General features: G+C 38.4%; 21 protein-coding genes. 4 read left to right on the forward strand and 17 right to left on the reverse strand.

The window, feature by feature from the left end; genetic code table 11:
- Position 1: 1 nt before the first annotated feature.
- From yqeK to J2S17_RS06790, 6 genes are read right to left on the reverse strand one after another with little or no spacing between them, the layout of a single operon-like run.
- A complete protein-coding gene (yqeK, locus tag J2S17_RS06765) occupies positions 2-568 on the reverse strand; it encodes a bis(5'-nucleosyl)-tetraphosphatase (symmetrical) YqeK (RefSeq protein ID WP_307473157.1) in 567 nt (188 codons plus the stop codon).
- Entirely contained in the window at positions 558-1,127 is a 570-nt protein-coding gene (locus J2S17_RS06770) for a nicotinate-nucleotide adenylyltransferase (RefSeq protein WP_307473158.1), read from the reverse strand. Before J2S17_RS06770 ends, yqeK begins: the two co-directional genes overlap by 11 nt.
- 23 nt (positions 1,128-1,150) lie before the next feature.
- Positions 1,151-1,441, reverse strand: coding sequence for a ribosome assembly RNA-binding protein YhbY (gene yhbY, locus J2S17_RS06775; protein ID WP_307473160.1), 291 nt, complete (start codon positions 1,439-1,441; stop codon positions 1,151-1,153).
- On the reverse strand, positions 1,435-2,274 hold the full coding sequence (aroE, locus tag J2S17_RS06780) for a shikimate dehydrogenase (protein ID WP_307473161.1): 840 nt from the start codon (positions 2,272-2,274) through the stop codon (positions 1,435-1,437). Before aroE ends, yhbY begins: the two co-directional genes overlap by 7 nt.
- A gap of 24 nt (positions 2,275-2,298) precedes the next feature.
- Positions 2,299-3,402: a ribosome biogenesis GTPase YqeH gene (gene yqeH / locus J2S17_RS06785; protein WP_307473163.1), complete on the reverse strand. Its 1,104-nt coding sequence runs from the start codon at positions 3,400-3,402 to the stop codon at positions 2,299-2,301.
- Between the two features lie 4 nt (positions 3,403-3,406).
- On the reverse strand, positions 3,407-3,922 hold the full coding sequence (locus J2S17_RS06790; RefSeq protein ID WP_307473164.1) for a YqeG family HAD IIIA-type phosphatase: 516 nt from the start codon (positions 3,920-3,922) through the stop codon (positions 3,407-3,409).
- Positions 3,923-4,346: 424 nt separating this feature from the next.
- Between J2S17_RS06790 and J2S17_RS06795 the strand changes: the two genes are divergently transcribed.
- Positions 4,347-4,487 carry a sporulation histidine kinase inhibitor Sda gene (locus tag J2S17_RS06795; RefSeq protein ID WP_307473166.1) on the forward strand — a complete coding sequence of 47 codons (141 nt, stop codon included), beginning with the start codon at positions 4,347-4,349 and terminating at the stop codon, positions 4,485-4,487.
- Between the two features lie 47 nt (positions 4,488-4,534).
- On the opposite strand, the gene J2S17_RS06800 is transcribed toward J2S17_RS06795, so the two are convergent.
- Both J2S17_RS06800 and J2S17_RS06805 read right to left on the reverse strand, forming a co-directional pair.
- Positions 4,535-5,314 (reverse strand): phosphatidylserine decarboxylase, encoded by a 780-nt coding sequence (locus tag J2S17_RS06800; protein WP_307473168.1) that lies wholly within the window; start codon positions 5,312-5,314, stop codon positions 4,535-4,537.
- Between the two features lie 375 nt (positions 5,315-5,689).
- Positions 5,690-7,486 carry a M3 family oligoendopeptidase gene (locus tag J2S17_RS06805; RefSeq protein WP_307473170.1) on the reverse strand — a complete coding sequence of 599 codons (1,797 nt, stop codon included), beginning with the start codon at positions 7,484-7,486 and terminating at the stop codon, positions 5,690-5,692.
- A 204-nt stretch (positions 7,487-7,690) separates the two neighbouring features.
- On the opposite strand from J2S17_RS06805, the gene J2S17_RS06810 reads away from it, so the two are divergent.
- The gene (locus tag J2S17_RS06810) at positions 7,691-8,656 is read left to right on the forward strand and encodes a hypothetical protein (RefSeq protein WP_307473172.1); all 966 of its coding nucleotides are present in this window, start codon (positions 7,691-7,693) and stop codon (positions 8,654-8,656) included.
- 52 nt (positions 8,657-8,708) lie between these two features.
- Here J2S17_RS06810 and J2S17_RS06815 read toward each other — a convergent pair whose 3' ends face one another.
- From J2S17_RS06815 to sigK, 3 genes are all read right to left on the reverse strand, one after another.
- A complete protein-coding gene (locus J2S17_RS06815; protein WP_307473173.1) occupies positions 8,709-9,041 on the reverse strand; it encodes an antibiotic biosynthesis monooxygenase in 333 nt (110 codons plus the stop codon).
- Positions 9,042-9,098: 57 nt separating this feature from the next.
- Positions 9,099-9,221 (reverse strand): hypothetical protein, encoded by a 123-nt coding sequence (locus J2S17_RS06820; RefSeq protein ID WP_307473175.1) that lies wholly within the window; start codon positions 9,219-9,221, stop codon positions 9,099-9,101.
- 254 nt (positions 9,222-9,475) lie between these two features.
- Positions 9,476-10,195, reverse strand: a complete 720-nt coding sequence (sigK, locus tag J2S17_RS06825) for an RNA polymerase sporulation sigma factor SigK (protein ID WP_307473177.1) — start codon at positions 10,193-10,195, stop codon at positions 9,476-9,478.
- 205 nt (positions 10,196-10,400) lie between these two features.
- Between sigK and J2S17_RS06830 the strand changes: the two genes are divergently transcribed.
- A complete protein-coding gene (locus tag J2S17_RS06830) occupies positions 10,401-10,565 on the forward strand; it encodes a hypothetical protein (RefSeq protein WP_307473178.1) in 165 nt (54 codons plus the stop codon).
- A gap of 522 nt (positions 10,566-11,087) precedes the next feature.
- Here J2S17_RS06830 and J2S17_RS06835 read toward each other — a convergent pair.
- The 5 genes from J2S17_RS06835 to J2S17_RS06855 all read right to left on the reverse strand — a co-directional run bounded on the left by J2S17_RS06835 (position 11,088) and on the right by J2S17_RS06855 (position 15,190).
- Positions 11,088-11,228: a YrzI family small protein gene (locus J2S17_RS06835; protein ID WP_307473180.1), complete on the reverse strand. Its 141-nt coding sequence runs from the start codon at positions 11,226-11,228 to the stop codon at positions 11,088-11,090.
- 515 nt (positions 11,229-11,743) lie between these two features.
- Complete coding sequence (locus J2S17_RS06840; protein WP_307473182.1) at positions 11,744-12,880, reverse strand: bifunctional cystathionine gamma-lyase/homocysteine desulfhydrase; 1,137 nt, start codon at positions 12,878-12,880, stop codon at positions 11,744-11,746.
- Between the two features lies 1 nt (position 12,881).
- The gene (locus tag J2S17_RS06845; RefSeq protein ID WP_307473184.1) at positions 12,882-13,805 is read right to left on the reverse strand and encodes a PLP-dependent cysteine synthase family protein; all 924 of its coding nucleotides are present in this window, start codon (positions 13,803-13,805) and stop codon (positions 12,882-12,884) included.
- Positions 13,806-13,829: 24 nt separating this feature from the next.
- On the reverse strand, positions 13,830-14,531 hold the full coding sequence (mtnN, locus tag J2S17_RS06850) for a 5'-methylthioadenosine/S-adenosylhomocysteine nucleosidase (RefSeq protein WP_307473185.1): 702 nt from the start codon (positions 14,529-14,531) through the stop codon (positions 13,830-13,832).
- Between the two features lie 20 nt (positions 14,532-14,551).
- Positions 14,552-15,190 carry a class I SAM-dependent methyltransferase gene (locus J2S17_RS06855; RefSeq protein WP_307473186.1) on the reverse strand — a complete coding sequence of 213 codons (639 nt, stop codon included), beginning with the start codon at positions 15,188-15,190 and terminating at the stop codon, positions 14,552-14,554.
- Between the two features lie 284 nt (positions 15,191-15,474).
- On the opposite strand from J2S17_RS06855, the gene J2S17_RS06860 reads away from it, so the two are divergent.
- Complete coding sequence (locus J2S17_RS06860; RefSeq protein ID WP_307473266.1) at positions 15,475-15,681, forward strand: DUF2536 family protein; 207 nt, start codon at positions 15,475-15,477, stop codon at positions 15,679-15,681.
- Positions 15,682-15,710: 29 nt separating this feature from the next.
- On the opposite strand, the gene J2S17_RS06865 is transcribed toward J2S17_RS06860, so the two are convergent.
- Positions 15,711-16,358 carry a YrrS family protein gene (locus tag J2S17_RS06865; RefSeq protein WP_307473187.1) on the reverse strand — a complete coding sequence of 216 codons (648 nt, stop codon included), beginning with the start codon at positions 16,356-16,358 and terminating at the stop codon, positions 15,711-15,713.
- Between the last annotated feature and the right edge of the window lie 99 nt (positions 16,359-16,457).

A 16,457-nucleotide genomic window follows, 5' to 3' on the forward strand; every position in this document is an offset into this window, starting at 1 on the left:
ATCAATCCTTCCCATTCATCACTAAATCGTTATACATATCAAAAGTAACCGGATACACCGGCTGACTTTTTTTAAGTAAAAAAATAATCGAGTTTTGCACAGATTTAACTAATGCCGAATGCAGATCACTTTCAGCAAGCTCCCTGACTTCATCCACACCTGGAAAATGGCGTCCCGGCTCCATATAATCCGCTAAATAAACTACCTTTTCTAGCAAGGTCATACCGACTCTGCCAGATGTATGATATTTAATTGCATTCAATATATCCTCATCTTGTATACCTATAAGCTTTTCTACAAAATAGGCGCCTACCGGTGCATGCCATAGTTCACTGCTATATTCAAGCAAATCACTTGGCATCTTCTCTTCAATGATTCTTTGCTTCATTTGCTCTTTAGGGTGGAACTTTGCATAATCATGGAAAATAGCAGCAAGCTCGGCCTTTTTTGGATCCGCCCCATATCGCTCAGCTAACCAGATGGCTGTTTCCATCACCCCAATTGTATGCTTATAACGGTGGTCTGTTAATTGTTCTTTTACGATTTCTAATGCTTGATCACGATTCATATAAGTGATTCTCCTCCATATATTCCCGCACTTGCTCAGGCACTAAATATCGTATCGTCTTCCCCTCTTTTATCCGGTTCCGGATCATGCTTGATGAAACCCCGATTTCAGGTACATCCATATACATTATGGGATAGTCTGAATGCAAATGAAACTCCGGTCTCTTTACACCAATAAAGCGTACCATACTAAGCAATTGATCAATCTGGTGCCACTTCGGCAAATACTCTACCATATCTGCACCAATTATAAAGAAAAACTCTATCTCTCTATGGCGATCCTTCAAAATGCTCATTGTATCCGCAGTATACGATGGACCTTGTCTTTCCAACTCAATCTGCTCTATCTTAAAGCGAGGATGGCTGGATATGGCCAGTTTTAATAATTCCAGCCGATCTTCATTTTTTATGGCATTCGATTTCACTTTGTGAGGAGGCTCTTGATTTGGCATGAACCATACTTCATCTAACGCTTGCCCATTTAACACTTCATTGGCAATCATTAAATGACCGATATGAGGCGGGTCAAATGTTCCGCCTAGAATCCCGACTTTTTTCATGGCTCTTCCCCCTCATATACAGGTTATGGCAATTTAATTTGTTTATTTTCCTTTGATTCTTTGTAAAGAACGATCATGTTGCCAATGATTTGAACCAGCTCAGCTCTTGTTCCTTTTACTATCTCACTTGCAACTGTATTTTTATCTACATCACAATTTTGTAGAATGCTAACCTTTAAAAGCTCGCGCGCTTCTAAAGCTTCACCTATTTGCTTTACCATATTTTCATTCACGCCGCCCTTACCTACTTGAAAAATAGGATTTAGATGATGCGCCTGTGAACGCAAATAACGTTTTTGTTTACCTTTTAACATGATTTTCCTCCTAGTTGTTCTAACACATTTTCTCTCATTCTATCGCTGTCTGGCATGATTCCTGTCCATTTTTCAAAAGCTAAAGCACCTTGATAAACAAACATACTCAAACCATTTTGGATAGAAGCACCTTTTTGTTTGGCTTCTTGCAAAAAGATTGTTTCAGATGGATTATAAATAATATCACTGACAAAAGCATTTCCACTTAAATTCCTTAGAGACAGTGGAACTGCCTGTATATTTGGGTGCATCCCAATAGATGTTGTCTGTATGATTAACTCATAACGAGATAATTGTTCTTCCGCTTCATCGATGGATAAAATCTTGGATTGAACAGAGTAAGGACATTCATCCACCATCCTCATGGCCTTTTGTACAGTGCGGTTGCAAATGTCTATATGCTCTACACCAGCTTCAGCCAATGTATAATAAATACCTCTTGCTGCTCCACCAGCACCAACTATCAGCGTACGCTTTTCACTAAAGCATGGCAGATCTTTTTTCAAACCTTCTACATAGCCACTGCCATCCGTGTTAAAACCAACAAGCTCGCTGCCTTCGTTCACAACGGTATTGACGGCGCCAATCGCTTTAGCTAATGGATCAATCTTATCTAAATATGGCATGATGGCTTCTTTATGAGGCACTGTCACATTAAAACCTTCAATTCCCACTGCCTTAAGTCCAGCTACAGCTGCTTCTAAATTCTCTCTCTTTACATGAAGCGGCTGATAATGAGCCTCTATTTGATTCGCCTGAAAAAGCTCATTATGCATGCCTGGAGACATTGAATGCGCAATGGGATCGCCAATTACAGCAAAAAATCTTTTCAAACGTCTCTCTCCCTTACACCCTCATTAAATCAAGGATTTTCTTACCTGAACACCTACTCCTTTAGGAACATAAGCCGCAACTTTTACTCCTGCTTCATTCACCGTCATCCAGCCTAAGCCTGAGAATACGATATCAGTTTTCGCTTCCTTGATAGTGAATTCGTGGCGGACAAGCTCAGGAAAAGTATCCATTTGTTCTCTTCTAGGTGGAGTCAACAATTCTCCAGCATGGTTTTTATATAAGCTGTCCGCTTTTTCCGTCTTTGTACGGTGTATATTAATCTCATTAGAGAAATGACATACAAATGATTTTTTTCCACCACTCATAAAATCAAATCGAGCCAGGCCTCCAAAGAATAGTGATTGTCCTTCGTTGAGTTGATAGACTCTCGGCTTGATTTCTTTTTTAGGTGTAATGACCTTTAAGTCGCGTTTATCAACAAAATGAGCCATTTGATGGTGATTGATAATACCTGGTGTGTCTATTAATGATTTCCCATCGGAAAGAGGAATTTCAATCATATCTAAAGTAGTTCCCGGGAAATGAGATGTAGTAATCACATCACCTTCACCTGTTACTTCTTTTAAGATACGATTTATGAAAGTGGATTTCCCTACATTGGTACAGCCCACTACATAAACATCTTTTCCTCTGCGATATTCATCTATCGCTGCTGCCACCTCGGCAATTTGCTGGCCTCGTGCAGCACTCACTAGGAAAACGTCCTCTGGCTTTAACCCCAGTTCTTTTGATTCATGCTTCATCCAGCCAATTAGTTTATTCCTTTTCACTGATTTAGGCAATAAATCAACTTTATTTCCTACAAGCAATACTTTATTTTTACCAACAAATCGATGCAATCCAGGTAACCAGCTGCCATTAAAATCAAAAATGTCAACGATTTTTACAATTAATGCATCTTTGTTGCCGATTCCATTTAATATTTTCAGGAAATCATCATCTGTCAAACTGACATCCTGCACCTCATTATAGTGCTTTAAACGAAAACATCGTTGGCAGATAACTTCCTCTTTCTCTAATGCGGAATGCGGAGCAAAGCCGATTTCTTCTGGATGATCCGTTTGAATCCTTACCCCGCATCCAATACATGAATATTGTTCTGTCAATTGCTTAATCCTCCCAGCTAATCATACCTTTTTTTCTAAACCAATTTAATATTCGTCTTTCAATCTTGCGGTTAAATCTTGTCATGAATCCATCAGTTTGTGCAACAGGGACCACAAGAATTGTATTAAAACCGCCACGATTCCCTCCAAGTACGTCAGTAAGCAATTGATCGCCAATTACCACGGTTTCCTGCTGCTGAAGGTCCATTTCATTTAACGCTCTTCTGAAGGCACGTCCCATTGGTTTTTTTGCTTGATGGATAAATGGAATACTAAGTGGTTCTGAAAAAGCTTTGACTCTATTTTCATTATTATTAGAAACAATCGTCACCTTTATATCGCTCATCTTTAATTCTTCAAACCATTTTATAAGCTGTGGTGTAGCATGGGGACGGTCCCATTCAACAAGTGTATTATCCAAATCCGTGATAATCCCTTTCACACCTTGTTCTTTTAATAGCTCTGGTGTAATTTCAAAAATGGTTTTCACATGCTGATCTGGTAAAAAATTCTTTAGCACTATTTATTACACCTCAATCGTTTTTTCTTTATTCTGCACTACTATGTCACATTCCAAATCCTCGGTCAATAATATCCAACATTCTCCTGCTAATAAAAGAGCTTCTACTTAGAATTCTAACCATTATCTTGATAATTGTTCATTTTAATTGAACAAATCAAAATGTATATATTTTTCGACAAATTCCTCGCATCTTATTCTGTGGATAACTTTATACACATTATACACCGCAGACAGCATATCATAAATAAACATATAAACATTTTAATAACAGGTTATCCACTAACGGCTGTGGATAAACGAACGGTTGTTCTATCTACTTAGTTCTGATAAAGTAATAAATACAACAGGATAACCTACATCATATGCAATAAAGTGATTAGTTAGAACTAATCAACTTTCAATGCGGAGGTGAGAGTCCAACATGCGCAAATTATCGGATGAATTATTAGTCGAGTCCTACCATAAGGCCATTAAACTACAACTTTCTCTGGATTTTATCCGGCTCATAGAGACTGAGATACACAGGAGATCTTTATCCAATAGAATAAAAGCCTCTTCATAATGAGGTTAACAAAGCCCCATTTGAGGGCTTTTTTTCTGTCTACATTTCTATACCATATGACCGATGCATTCTCCTACCCTTATATGAGCTGGTGTTTGGATGGAAGGGAGAAGTTGAAATGCATCCTTCTGAAATAATAAAATAACGGTTGAACCAAATGAGAAATAAGCCATTTCTTTTCCTTTTTCCAACTTATCCCCTTCATGTGTTCGTTCAATAGAGTTAACAAACATGGCTCCTACCTTTACAATCGCTAATTCGCCGCCTTCATATCCCACTTCAGAAATCTTGCGGTAATTTTTTGAAAGTGTGTCTCTCCCAAAGGCCAGACCCCATTTATTGACTGGGAATGATTTCCTTCCTAGCGTCCATTGCTTATTAATCTCACCTGTTACTGGGCTATGAATACGATGATAATGGCTTGGACTTAAATAAAAAATCATGTATGTGCCACCTGCATACTTACTGGCCGCTTCATCACCGCCTAGCATTTCAGAGATAGAGTACTCTTTCTCCTTAACCATAATCCGGCGGTCTTGGTCTATGGAACCAATATCCTCAATAACTGCATCTACTGGGCTGACAATTGATTCTTCATGCATATCAATTGATCGTGCATCCGCCTTTAATTTTCTAATAAAAAACTCATGTAATGTTTGATAGCTTTTAAGTTCATTCTCTATTTCATCTTCATTGATTCTATATGTTTTTGAAAAAGGAGCGATGGCAAACCTACTTGCGTTTGACCGGGCAAACCGGTACAAAAGATTGGATGTGAACCGGCCATTCGTTAATTCTATCATTGCTCGGTAAATCGATTGCTTCATATTCTACACCTTTCTTCATTTCATTCGTTTCATATTGATTTCATTATCTCATTCTTGAAATAGAAGTCACAAGTACAGCGGTGAAATCGCTTCTTTTCGCTACTCGTCTTCTTAGCAAATATACAAATACTGCTTTTGGAGCCCTTCATTAGGATTCCATGAGTGCTATTATATCATTTAGGATAGCAGCAGGACTATTATATTATGAAGGAATGTAATATTTAATTGAGAATCGAAGGGATATTAGCATGATGGGGGAGATGAGTATCTATAGTTAGATTTTTGTGATTATTCCATAATTATCTGCAAACAGCTCAATTCTTTACAGCAAAAAAAGCTGACCCAAATAGTTATAAATTTGAGTCAGCAAGGATACTATTTTTCTGTTAATTGCATAAATTCTTCCACATCATCTATGCATAATTGAACCGCTTTTTCCCAAAACTCAGGCTTAGTTAGATCAGCCTGCAAATGCTTCATCGCAAGATCCTCCACCTTCATTGAAGCCGAATCTTGGAGCAACGCAATGTAACTTTCTTCATATGCTGCACCATGCTCTAATGCATATGCATAAATCCCCAATGAAAAGAGATAGCCAAATGTGTAAGGGAAATTATAAAAAGGAACATTAGTAATATAGAAATGCAGTTTAGATGACCAAAAGGATGGATGGTACTCTGCAAGGGCATCTCCATATGCCTCTTTTTGCGCTTCAAGCATGATTTCATTGAGGCGGTCTGCAGAAACCACCCCTTTTGCCCTTTCGTCGTAAAAACGGGTTTCAAATAGAAAGCGCGCATGGATGTTCATTAGTAGTGCAACTGACCGCTGTATTTTATCTTCAAGAAGTGCCAGCTTCTCCACTTCAGTCTGTGCACTTTTTACTGATGCATCTGCGACAATCATTTCTGCAAATGTTGAGGCCGTTTCAGCAACATTCATGCTGTAGCTACGATTCAAAAAATGCAGATCCTTCATAGCATAGGTATGAAAGCCATGGCCTAATTCATGAGCCAAAGTCGAGACATTAGAGGGGGTACCTGAATAAGTCATAAAAATTCTCGATTGTTGACTGGCAGGAAAATACGTATGAAAGCCACCCGGTTTTTTCCCCGGACGATCTTCTGCTTCAATCCAATGATTTTCAAAGGCTTTTTCTGCAAAACTCTTCATTTCTTTACCAAAGCGACTGAAATGGTCGAGGATGAACTCTGCTCCTTCTTGATAAGATATTTTCGTATCACTTTTTCCAATTGGGGCATCTAGGTCATACCAGCTGAGCTTTTCCAAACCGAGAAGGCTAGCTTTTCGATTAAGAAATTTAACGAAGGGCTCTTTATGCTTAGCAATCACACCCCACATGGCATCGAGGGTAGCACGCTCCATCCTGTTAATCGCCAGAGGTTCCTTTAAAGGATCGTTCCAGCCTCTCTTTTTATATACATTTAATCTAAAACCAGCAAGGTGGTTAAGCGTCTTCGAAAGATAGGGAGCCTTCTCTTCCCACGCCTCCTCCCATTTTTGAAAAACGACTTGGCGAACATTACGATCAGGGCTTGAAAATTTATTAGCCGCTTGTCCAACTGAAAGCATTTGGGTCTCTCCATCTCCACTATAAGGAATAGCGATGGTTCCTACAATTACATCATACATTTGCCCCCAGCCATGATATCCATCAATCCCAAGAGTATTAATTAGTGCCTCTTCTTCTTGAGACAACTTTTCAGCAGCACTTTCACGCCGTTCATTTAATATGAACGATATTTCTTTCAGTTCATCCGACTTTAGATGCGACATCCATAATGTTTCATCAATTAATGTCAGCTTTTGATTAAACTGAGATAAAGCTGTATTAAGTTCCGCACTTAATTCTGTTACAGCAGACCGTAATTTCCCAGCATGCTTGTCCGCGATATCATCTGCTTCCAAGCAGCTAACAAAAGCCCCTGCTTGTCTAAGCATCATACCTGCTTCTTGAAATAAAGTGAGAATTTCTGTAATTGCATTTTGATCTTTATCCGTATTTGATACTTTCCAATTATATACGGTGTGATCAAATTGATTTATGCCTTCTTTCACAGCTTTCAAGTGAGACGCAAATTCCTCTGACTCGCTTCCCCCTTTAAAAAAAACTTCTAAATCCCAAACGTCTGAATAAAAAGTAGTCGTCATGCCATTTCTCCTTTCAAAATTAAAATCGATAACGTATTTATTGACTTTTTTCTTCTATAATATTTATTATAGATTTTTATATCAGAAATTTCTATCAATAATAGTTGGGAGTACTCTATTTGACACGAAGTTATTACTCCATTAATTTTAAATAGGGTGAACCTTTAAAAGAAGAAATAATATCCTAATGGAGTGATTGTTGAAATGAAGTTGAATTTATCCATTATTCTATTTATCGCTATGCTTATTTTGATTACTGGCTGTTCAAACAATGAAGATAATAATGAAAAAAAGACAGTTGAACCAAAGCAGGCGGTTGAGGAAAAAGTGGATTTCAAAACCGTTGAAGCAAAAGCAAAGCAGTTTGAACAGATACAAGGCATTGGGTATCCTGGCAATGATGAAGGTCTTTACATAGCAACTCCTGAAGGAATTAAAATGTTTCGTGAAAATAAGTGGCTTGAAAACTCAACACAAAATTACGATTATTTTGGGCTTTCTGCTATAAATAACGGGGTTTTCATCAGCGGTGTTAAAAACGCCGAATCCGATCAGCCACAACCTTTAGGTATTGTTAAGAGTACCGATAAAGGTGCCACCCTTGAATCAGTAGCATTTCAAGATCAAATAGCCTTTCAATTCTTATCTGTAGGATATGAGACGGAAGAAATGTATATCATCAATGTGCAAGAGTCAGATGATATTGGCCAAGGTGTCTTTCACTCGACTAACGGTGTGAATTGGGAGCCTGTCACCTTAAAGGGCATTGAATCCGATACACTCGGAATGATTGCTCCACACCCTACAGACAGTTCCATCATGGCGATGGCAACCAGAAGCGGAATTTACTTCTCAAAAGATAAAGGGGAGAATGTAGAAAAGATTACTGAACCATTTATGGTAACTGCGCTGGCTTTTTCTGAGGACAGTCTCTATTATTCAGCTGTTGAAGATGAAAATATTTCATTGTACGAAGTCGATTTAGAATCTTTTGAAAGCAAAAAAATGGATATTCCTTTCTTAAAATACGATAATCCCATTACTTACATTTCCGTTAATCATAAAACTGAGCAAACCGTTGCCTTTACCACGTACCTATCAGATGTATACGAGACAAAGAATAGCGGTAAAAGTTGGAGTTTATTATTGAGTAATGGTCGGATTGAATAGCCATTAAACTCAGGTAAAAAGCCGGCAAAATTTTGCCGGCTTTTTTTCTTCATTATATTTTTGACGAAGAAGCTGGCATTTTAACTGCTTTAACGTCATATACGCCACCTTCAGAATGAATCATATACTCTGGTTTTGGTTTTCCTAAGTTCGCTTTATGTCCAGCAATATGGGCATCACTCTTTTCCCATCTTTTCCAACTATCTTCCGAATCCCAGCGTACGAGCACAACTACTTCTTCCTCACCGCGACGGACTTTCTTGACCATAACTGTAGAATCAATAAATCCTTCCTGCTCTTCAATGATTCCTTTACCGCTAAACCTTTCAACTACCTTATCCCCATTCCCTTCGGTTACAGTCAGCCTTCTCATTTGTACAAACATGATACCCTCTCCATTCTTTATGTATAGTATAATCATAAATGATAATTATTCTCAACGTCAAACAAAAGGAAAATCTGTTCCGCCATGTCCACCATCAATCATCACCTCTTTACTTGAATATGTAAATAGTAACCATACTGCTTGTACACCTGTACTTTTCCAAAGAAAAAACTCTTTCATATGAAAGAGTTGGCTTAGACAAACTGTTTTAAATGTTTAGAAAAAGAGTGGTAAGGGATGTTCCAAAGCTTCCCCCTCGCTTTCTGCGAGGCGAGCGGACGCTTCACCGAATCCACTGAAGTTTGCTTGTTTTTACTTTTGTCGACACTCTGAACTTTCATATGAAAGGGTCCATTTGTTTCATTAATCTTTTTGTCTTGAGGCAACTGATGGAATAGTAGCTAAAGCGCCGCTGTATCATAATGGTTAAGCTTTTAAGCATCATTCTTTCGTTTTTCTTTTTCCGCCCGGTAAAATTCATGAAACATTTTCATTAATGCACGCTTCTCAATTCTAGAAACATAACTTCTGGAAATGCCTAGTTCTTTTGCAATTTCCCGTTGTGTTTTTTCTTTTTTCAAGTCCAATCCAAAGCGACCAACAATGACCTCCTTTTCCCGATCATCTAATACATCAATGTATTCCCTTACTTTTTCTAGCTCCATATTCAATTGAATTGTATTGATTACATCCTCTGATTCTGATTTTAATACGTCAATTAAAGAGATCTCGTTTCCTTCTTTGTCTTGGCCAATCGGATCATGAAGGGATACATCTTTTTTTGTCTTCTTTAACGCTCGGAGATGCATGAGAATTTCATTTTCGATACATCTGGCTGCATAAGTAGCAAGCTTCGTTCCTTTCCCCTCAGAATAGCTCTCAATCGCTTTAATTAAACCGATTGTACCAATTGAAATTAAATCTTCCGCATCCTCACCTGTGTTTTCAAATTTCTTCACAATATGTGCGACTAACCGCAAATTATGTTCAATGAGCATATTGCGGGCATGTGGATCTCCTTCAGTCATCTGCCGCAAATACTTTTTTTCATCCGCAGGTGATAAAGGCTGAGGAAAGGCATTATTCTTCACGTATGAAACAAGGAAAACGATCTCCTTAACCAAAAATCCGAGTGCTGTAATAATTCCAGACATTTAGCCACCCCCGCTTGATAGGACTTTCGCTTATAAAACATTTCTATGTAAACGGGGAGTTGTTTTTGTCTGTCCACATGATTTATTTTTGCAAACAAGCTTTTTCATCACAAATTATTCATATTTCTTTCGTTTATTGGACGGGGGAAATGATTTTCGGGTAATATAGTCGTATAAGTTGTTTACGGGAAGAGGGAAATAAAAATTGACTGCAAACCGCATAATATTGGGATTTGTATTTTTCATTATTACTTTAATTACATTGGCTGAAATTGTTTTTAACGATTTTACTATCAAGCCTATTTTATTGTTCCTTGCCAGTTTGGTTATTATTGCATTCTTATGGAAACGCGATGATAATAAAACATAAAAAGGATCAGCCCATAATAAACGGGCTGATCCTTTCTCTATTCTACACTTACCTCAGCTACAACAATACAACCAATCGCTGTGCAAACAATTAAACCCATCACAATTGCAAACATCACGTTCACTCCCTAACCTGAGTATATGAAGGTGACTGTTTAGATACTGAGAGCTTAGGTCTCACGAGAAAGGAAAAATGGCCTTCCCACACTTCATTTCTTATGGGTTTCTTAATCATGAGCTCCGCGGTCAGCAGCTAGACAGTATATTCCTGCTGTCTCTTTTAGAATTTACCATATAATTCAGGAAGATTCCGCGTGCAATTTCGAACGTTTTGTTAATTCGGATTTTTTCTTCTTCCTTTTTATGAATAATAATGAAAACAAAATGATATGAAGTGACATCCTCATCCTCCTCACATAATCCCGTTAGGTGGTATCTTTCTCCACCCAGAAAAATAGCTGCCTACCTTGCATTAAATAAAACATAAATCTCCTCCACCTTTCTCTAGTTAATTTCTTTTAAATTAAAACGGGTAATACATTTTGTATTGACGCTGTTTATTTTCTTCAAGCATTTGGTATGCTTGCTCTTCACGAACTAGATCTTCAGTAGTTCTCTTTCTCTTTTTTACAGTAATAGTTATAAATAGTATATTCAATGTCATTTGCAGCACCTCCTCATTTCCTCTCCATTTTTAGGCACGAAAAAGCCGCCAAGAGAACACACTCCTGCGGCTAAAAGGGCATAAAAAGCCGCAGGGATACGGTTCCTCCCCACGGCATGGATAGGCTATTTTTAAAAAATTAAGCGATCCATTCCAGATTGGTCGAAATCGTAACATATTGAGTTTCATTTACTTTGTTTAATAAAATGCATGTTTCCATCATTGTATTCGACCTCCCTTTTTTAGAATTATCACTTACATTGGTAAGTATATCCATAAGTTCGCAGTTTGTAAACCACTTTTTTAAAAATATTTTAAAAAGGGTGAAAATACTGTGTAGAAAGTATTCTTTTTCCCTTCTCATATCCTTCTATTTTCTTACACAGCTATGGGAATTGCCCATCGTCACAAGCTAAGGCAAGCAGGCTATATTTTGCATCTCATATATATTCTCATGTATCCTTCTTTTAATCTGACTAAAAAGAGGCAGACCCAAATGGTCAGCCTCCTTTGATTTATTGCTTTAGTGCCTGGATTAAATCTTCTATTAAATCTTCTGCATCTTCCAGCCCTACAGAGATCCGTACTAATCCATCCGTGATTCCAAGCTCATCACGACGATCTTTTGGTATAGATGCATGAGTCATTCTGGCAGGAACTGAGATTAAGCTTTCCACAGCACCTAGGCTTTCTGCAAGAGTAAAGTACTTTAGCTTCGCTAATAACTTGTCGGCGTTTTCCTCACTGCCCACATCGAAGGATACCATCCCACCAAAACCTTGGGCCTGCTTTTTAGCAATATCGTGGTTTGGATGAGATTCAATTCCCGGATAATATACCTTTTTCACTGCGGAATGCCCTTGAAGAAACTCTACAATCGCTTTCGTATTGCTTTCAGTTTCTTCCATACGGATACCTAATGTTTTTATGCCTCGTATGAGCAACCAGGAGTCCTGTGGTCCAAGAATACCTCCCGTCGAGTTTTGCACAAAATGTAAGTCTTCAGCAAGCTGATCACTGTTCACAACAACAAGACCAGCTACAACATCACTATGACCGCCAAGATATTTTGTCGCACTATGGAGCACGATATCCGCTCCATAGGAAATTGGTGTTTGCCAATAAGGAGTAGAAAAAGTATTATCGACAATCGTCAATAAGCCGTTTTCTTTTGCTAATTTGGCAGCAGCCTCAATATCTGTGATTTTCAATAATGGGTTCGTTGGCGTTTCAATATACACTGCCTTCGTATTTGGTTGAATAGCGTCTTTAATATTGTCTAAATCGCTCGTATCTACAAATGTTGCTTCAATGCCAAAACGATTGAGTACCTTTGTAATGACACGATAAGTTCCACCGTACACATCATCGGTTAAGATCACATGGTCACCGCTATCAAATAGCATGATTACCGCTGTAATAGCTGCCATACCAGATCCAAAGGCAAAGCCCGCTTTTCCGCCTTCTAAATCTTTAATTAATTCTTCCAATGCATGTCGTGTAGGATTGCCTGTACGTGAGTATTCAAACCCTTTATGGTTTCCGACACCGTCTTGTTTATATGTGCTCACTTGATAGATTGGTACAGATACAGCTCCTGTAGTTGGATCACCAACGATACCACCATGTATAAGCTTCGTTTTTCGTCGCATTTTATATGCCTCCTTCATAAATCTTCTTGCTTAAATATCGTTCACTTCCATCCGGGAAAATCACAACGATATTTGTACCTTCCTTCGCACTCTTTGCTTCTTCTAATGCAGCATGCAGAGCTGACCCTGATGAACTGCCTGCTAAGATGCCTTCCTTCATTGCCAGCTCTTTGACACGATCAAACGCATCTTTATCTGTTATCGTATGAATGCTGTCAAAATAGTCGCGATCCATGTACTCCGGAAGAAATTCCATGCCTATTCCTTCTGTTTTATGAGGACCCGACTCACCACCATTTAAAATCGATCCCTCTGGTTCAACAATGACGGTCTTAATATCATAATCTTGTTCTTTTAAGTAGCGGGACGTCCCCATGAATGTTCCACCTGTTCCTGATCCAGCTACAAATACATCGATATTCCCATCAAGCTGATCCCAAATTTCAGGACCGAGTGTTTGATAATAAGTATGGGGATTTGCCGGATTAGCAAATTGCTGTGGACAATAAGCATTAGGAATTTCGTTTAACAGTTGCTTTGCCTTTGCAATTGCTCCTGTCATCCCTTTTTCTGTTGGTGTTTGTACAACATCCGCACCAAGCGCCTTCATGAGCTCTTGTTTTTCTATACTGAATTTTTCAGGTACACACACAACAACCTTCACATCTTGGTTAATTGCAGCCAAAGCTAATCCAATTCCCGTATTCCCTGCGGTTGGTTCAATCACCGTTCCGCCTTTTTTGAGCTTTCCGCTTTCAAAGGCTTCCTTAAGCAGCTCCCGACCAAGTCTATCTTTTACACTGCCGCCAGGATTCATAAACTCTAATTTAGCAAATAACCGGACACCCTCAGGGAGGTCGAACTGAGATAATTCTACTATTGGCGTATGACCAATTAATTCATGTACATTTTTATATACTTTCATTAGACTCCCATCCTTTTTGGGTGATTATTTGTTTTTAATTCCTGCAACAATTTTCATCACAAGATTCGCTGAATGAAGGGCTGCTTTTTCAAGGAATTGATCAAACGATACATTCGATTCTTTTCCAGCGATATCAGATAAAGAGCGAATGATCACAAAAGGGGTTTTAAACTGATAAGCCACTTGTGCAATGGCTGCGGCTTCCATTTCTACCGCTTGCAAATCAGTAAATTTATCACGAATGGCATCCACTCTCACTGGATCGCTCATAAAAGAGTCACCCGTTGCAATCAACCCGCGCACTACTTGAATATCACTGATTTCTCTTGCGCTCTTTTCTGCAATTTGAATAAGCTCCTCATCCGCAGTAAAAGCTGGCGGCTGCTGAGGCACTTGCCCATATTCATAACCAAATACAGTCGCATCTACATCATGATGTCTTACTTCTGTTGAGATTACCGCATCCCCAACATTTAATATCGGATTGAATCCTCCTGCTGAGCCTGTGTTAATTACATAATCAGGCTTGAACTTTTCCAACAGAATAGTTGTGGACATGGCAGCACTCACTTTACCAATCCCCGATCGCAAAAGGATAACTTCTGCTCCGTCCATCGTTCCAGTTGTAAATTCACATCCGGCAATTATTTCTTGCTTCTTGCCGTCTATATGATCACGTAGTAAAGTAACTTCTTCTTCCATTGCTCCGATAATTGCGATTTTCATAAACGAATTAACCTCTTTCTTTAGCCCTTCACACCGTCCATTATCCAAACGAAATCATTGCAGCGATTAAATGTTACAGAAAAACCATTCTTCTGCATCATCTCACTTAAAACAGGGATCGTTGTATAGTATTCTCGCTGTAAGTCTTCTGCTAGATTCGAGTAACCTTTTTCCTGTGCGTCAGCTATTGCTTTATTATAGGCTTCAACTGTTTCATACATAGTATCCGCAAACACTATTTTACCACCTGTAGTAAGTAGTTTTCCATAATGTTCGATCGCTTCAGCCTTTTCTTTATCAGTAAGATGATGGAAGGCATATGAGCTAACAATTGTTTCTACTTGATGATCAAGTTTAAAGTGCATAAAATCACCATCAATAATATCTGCTTTCCCTTGTAATTTCTTGATGGCAATCTCTCTCATAGATGAGGAAGGCTCCACACCAGTTACAGACAAACCGCGATTGATAAGCTTTGCAGTGAGGTTACCTGTACCAGGACCGAATTCAAGAACATTTCCATTGGCACGATCAGCCACCTCTTGTAATAATTTATCATAAAACAAAAACACATCTTTATATTCTTCATCATGACCCGTCACCGTGTCATCATAAGTTTTTGCCCACTCTTCAAATAATTCAATAAATTCATTCCCCACTGTTCAATACCTCCTGATAGGTAAAAATCATAACTTATAATTCCTATGAGTATACTATGATTTATGATAAAACATGTTCCCAATTTACCATAGCCACCCAAAAGTTTCAAGAAAAAGAAAGGCTGAATTTTTTCATAATAAGGCACAGGGATGGGCATCTGAAAATGAATCATTTCCGTGTTATGATAATGTGCTAATACACTTTGCAAGCTCCGTCATTGTCAATCAAACACTTTCCGATTAAACTGAAGATGAGAAGAAAGATGAAAGGAACGACTGATCAAATGAATATTCACTTCGATATAATTGAAGATAAGGTAGAATTTTTTGAGGCGACCGATCTTAAAACACTTGAGAAAAAAATCAATGATCAAATTGAAATGAACAAATCGATTCTCTTAACGGTACATAATGTATCGCATCAAATGCATGTTGATGAGAATAGGCGCATCTTTTATACTGCAGTTGTTCATTTTAAAGCAAAAAAATAAAGGGGTGAATCATTCACCCCTTTTACTGTTTATAAACTGCTTAACTCTTCGACCTTAGTAGGCTTCCACCCTTGGCCATCCACCCATTCTATATAGACTCGGTACATTTGCTCCTTGCCTGGAGAAAACACCGTGCCAATTGAGCGATTAGGTCCATTATTGCCTAAAAAATTCACTGTCATTGAAGATTTATCTAAACCTGTTGCATGCGTAATTGCATTTAACATCTCATCCCAATCAACAGAGTTTGAATCATAAACTGCTGTAGGGTGCTCGCCTGTTTGCGTCGTCCCTACAGGCTCCCATGCTGGGTTTTCAATCGTTCTGATGACATTGCTGTCGCTTCCGCCTTCAGTGACAATTTCTTCGTCATCGATATTGCCCTCATCTTTGGACTCATCAGTTGTTTCACTGTCATCCTTCTCTTCTTCCTCGTTGTTCTTCGTTTCTTCTTCCTCTACTGGTTGCTTCTCCTCATTAGTACCCTTTTGCTCTTCGTTTTTTTCTACTCCATTTTTACTGCCTGCCTCATTATCATTTCCACCCGAAAAAATGATGACAGACACCACTATGATTAATAAAATTACAAGGCCGATTAAACCATTTAAAACAATATTCGTTTTCTTTCTTTTGGCACGCTTATCATATCTTGATGACTGATTATATTTGTCTTTCAAAGGATTCTCCTCCTTCTCTTTTTGCTAAAGCATAAACCTGAATAGATAAATAGCTGTCCACATTTTAACATGACTTTTAAAAAACATGAAGGAATTACC

The sequence above is a fragment of the Cytobacillus purgationiresistens genome, from assembly GCF_030813235.1.
GTDB lineage: Bacteria > Bacillota > Bacilli > Bacillales > Cytobacillaceae > Cytobacillus > Cytobacillus purgationiresistens.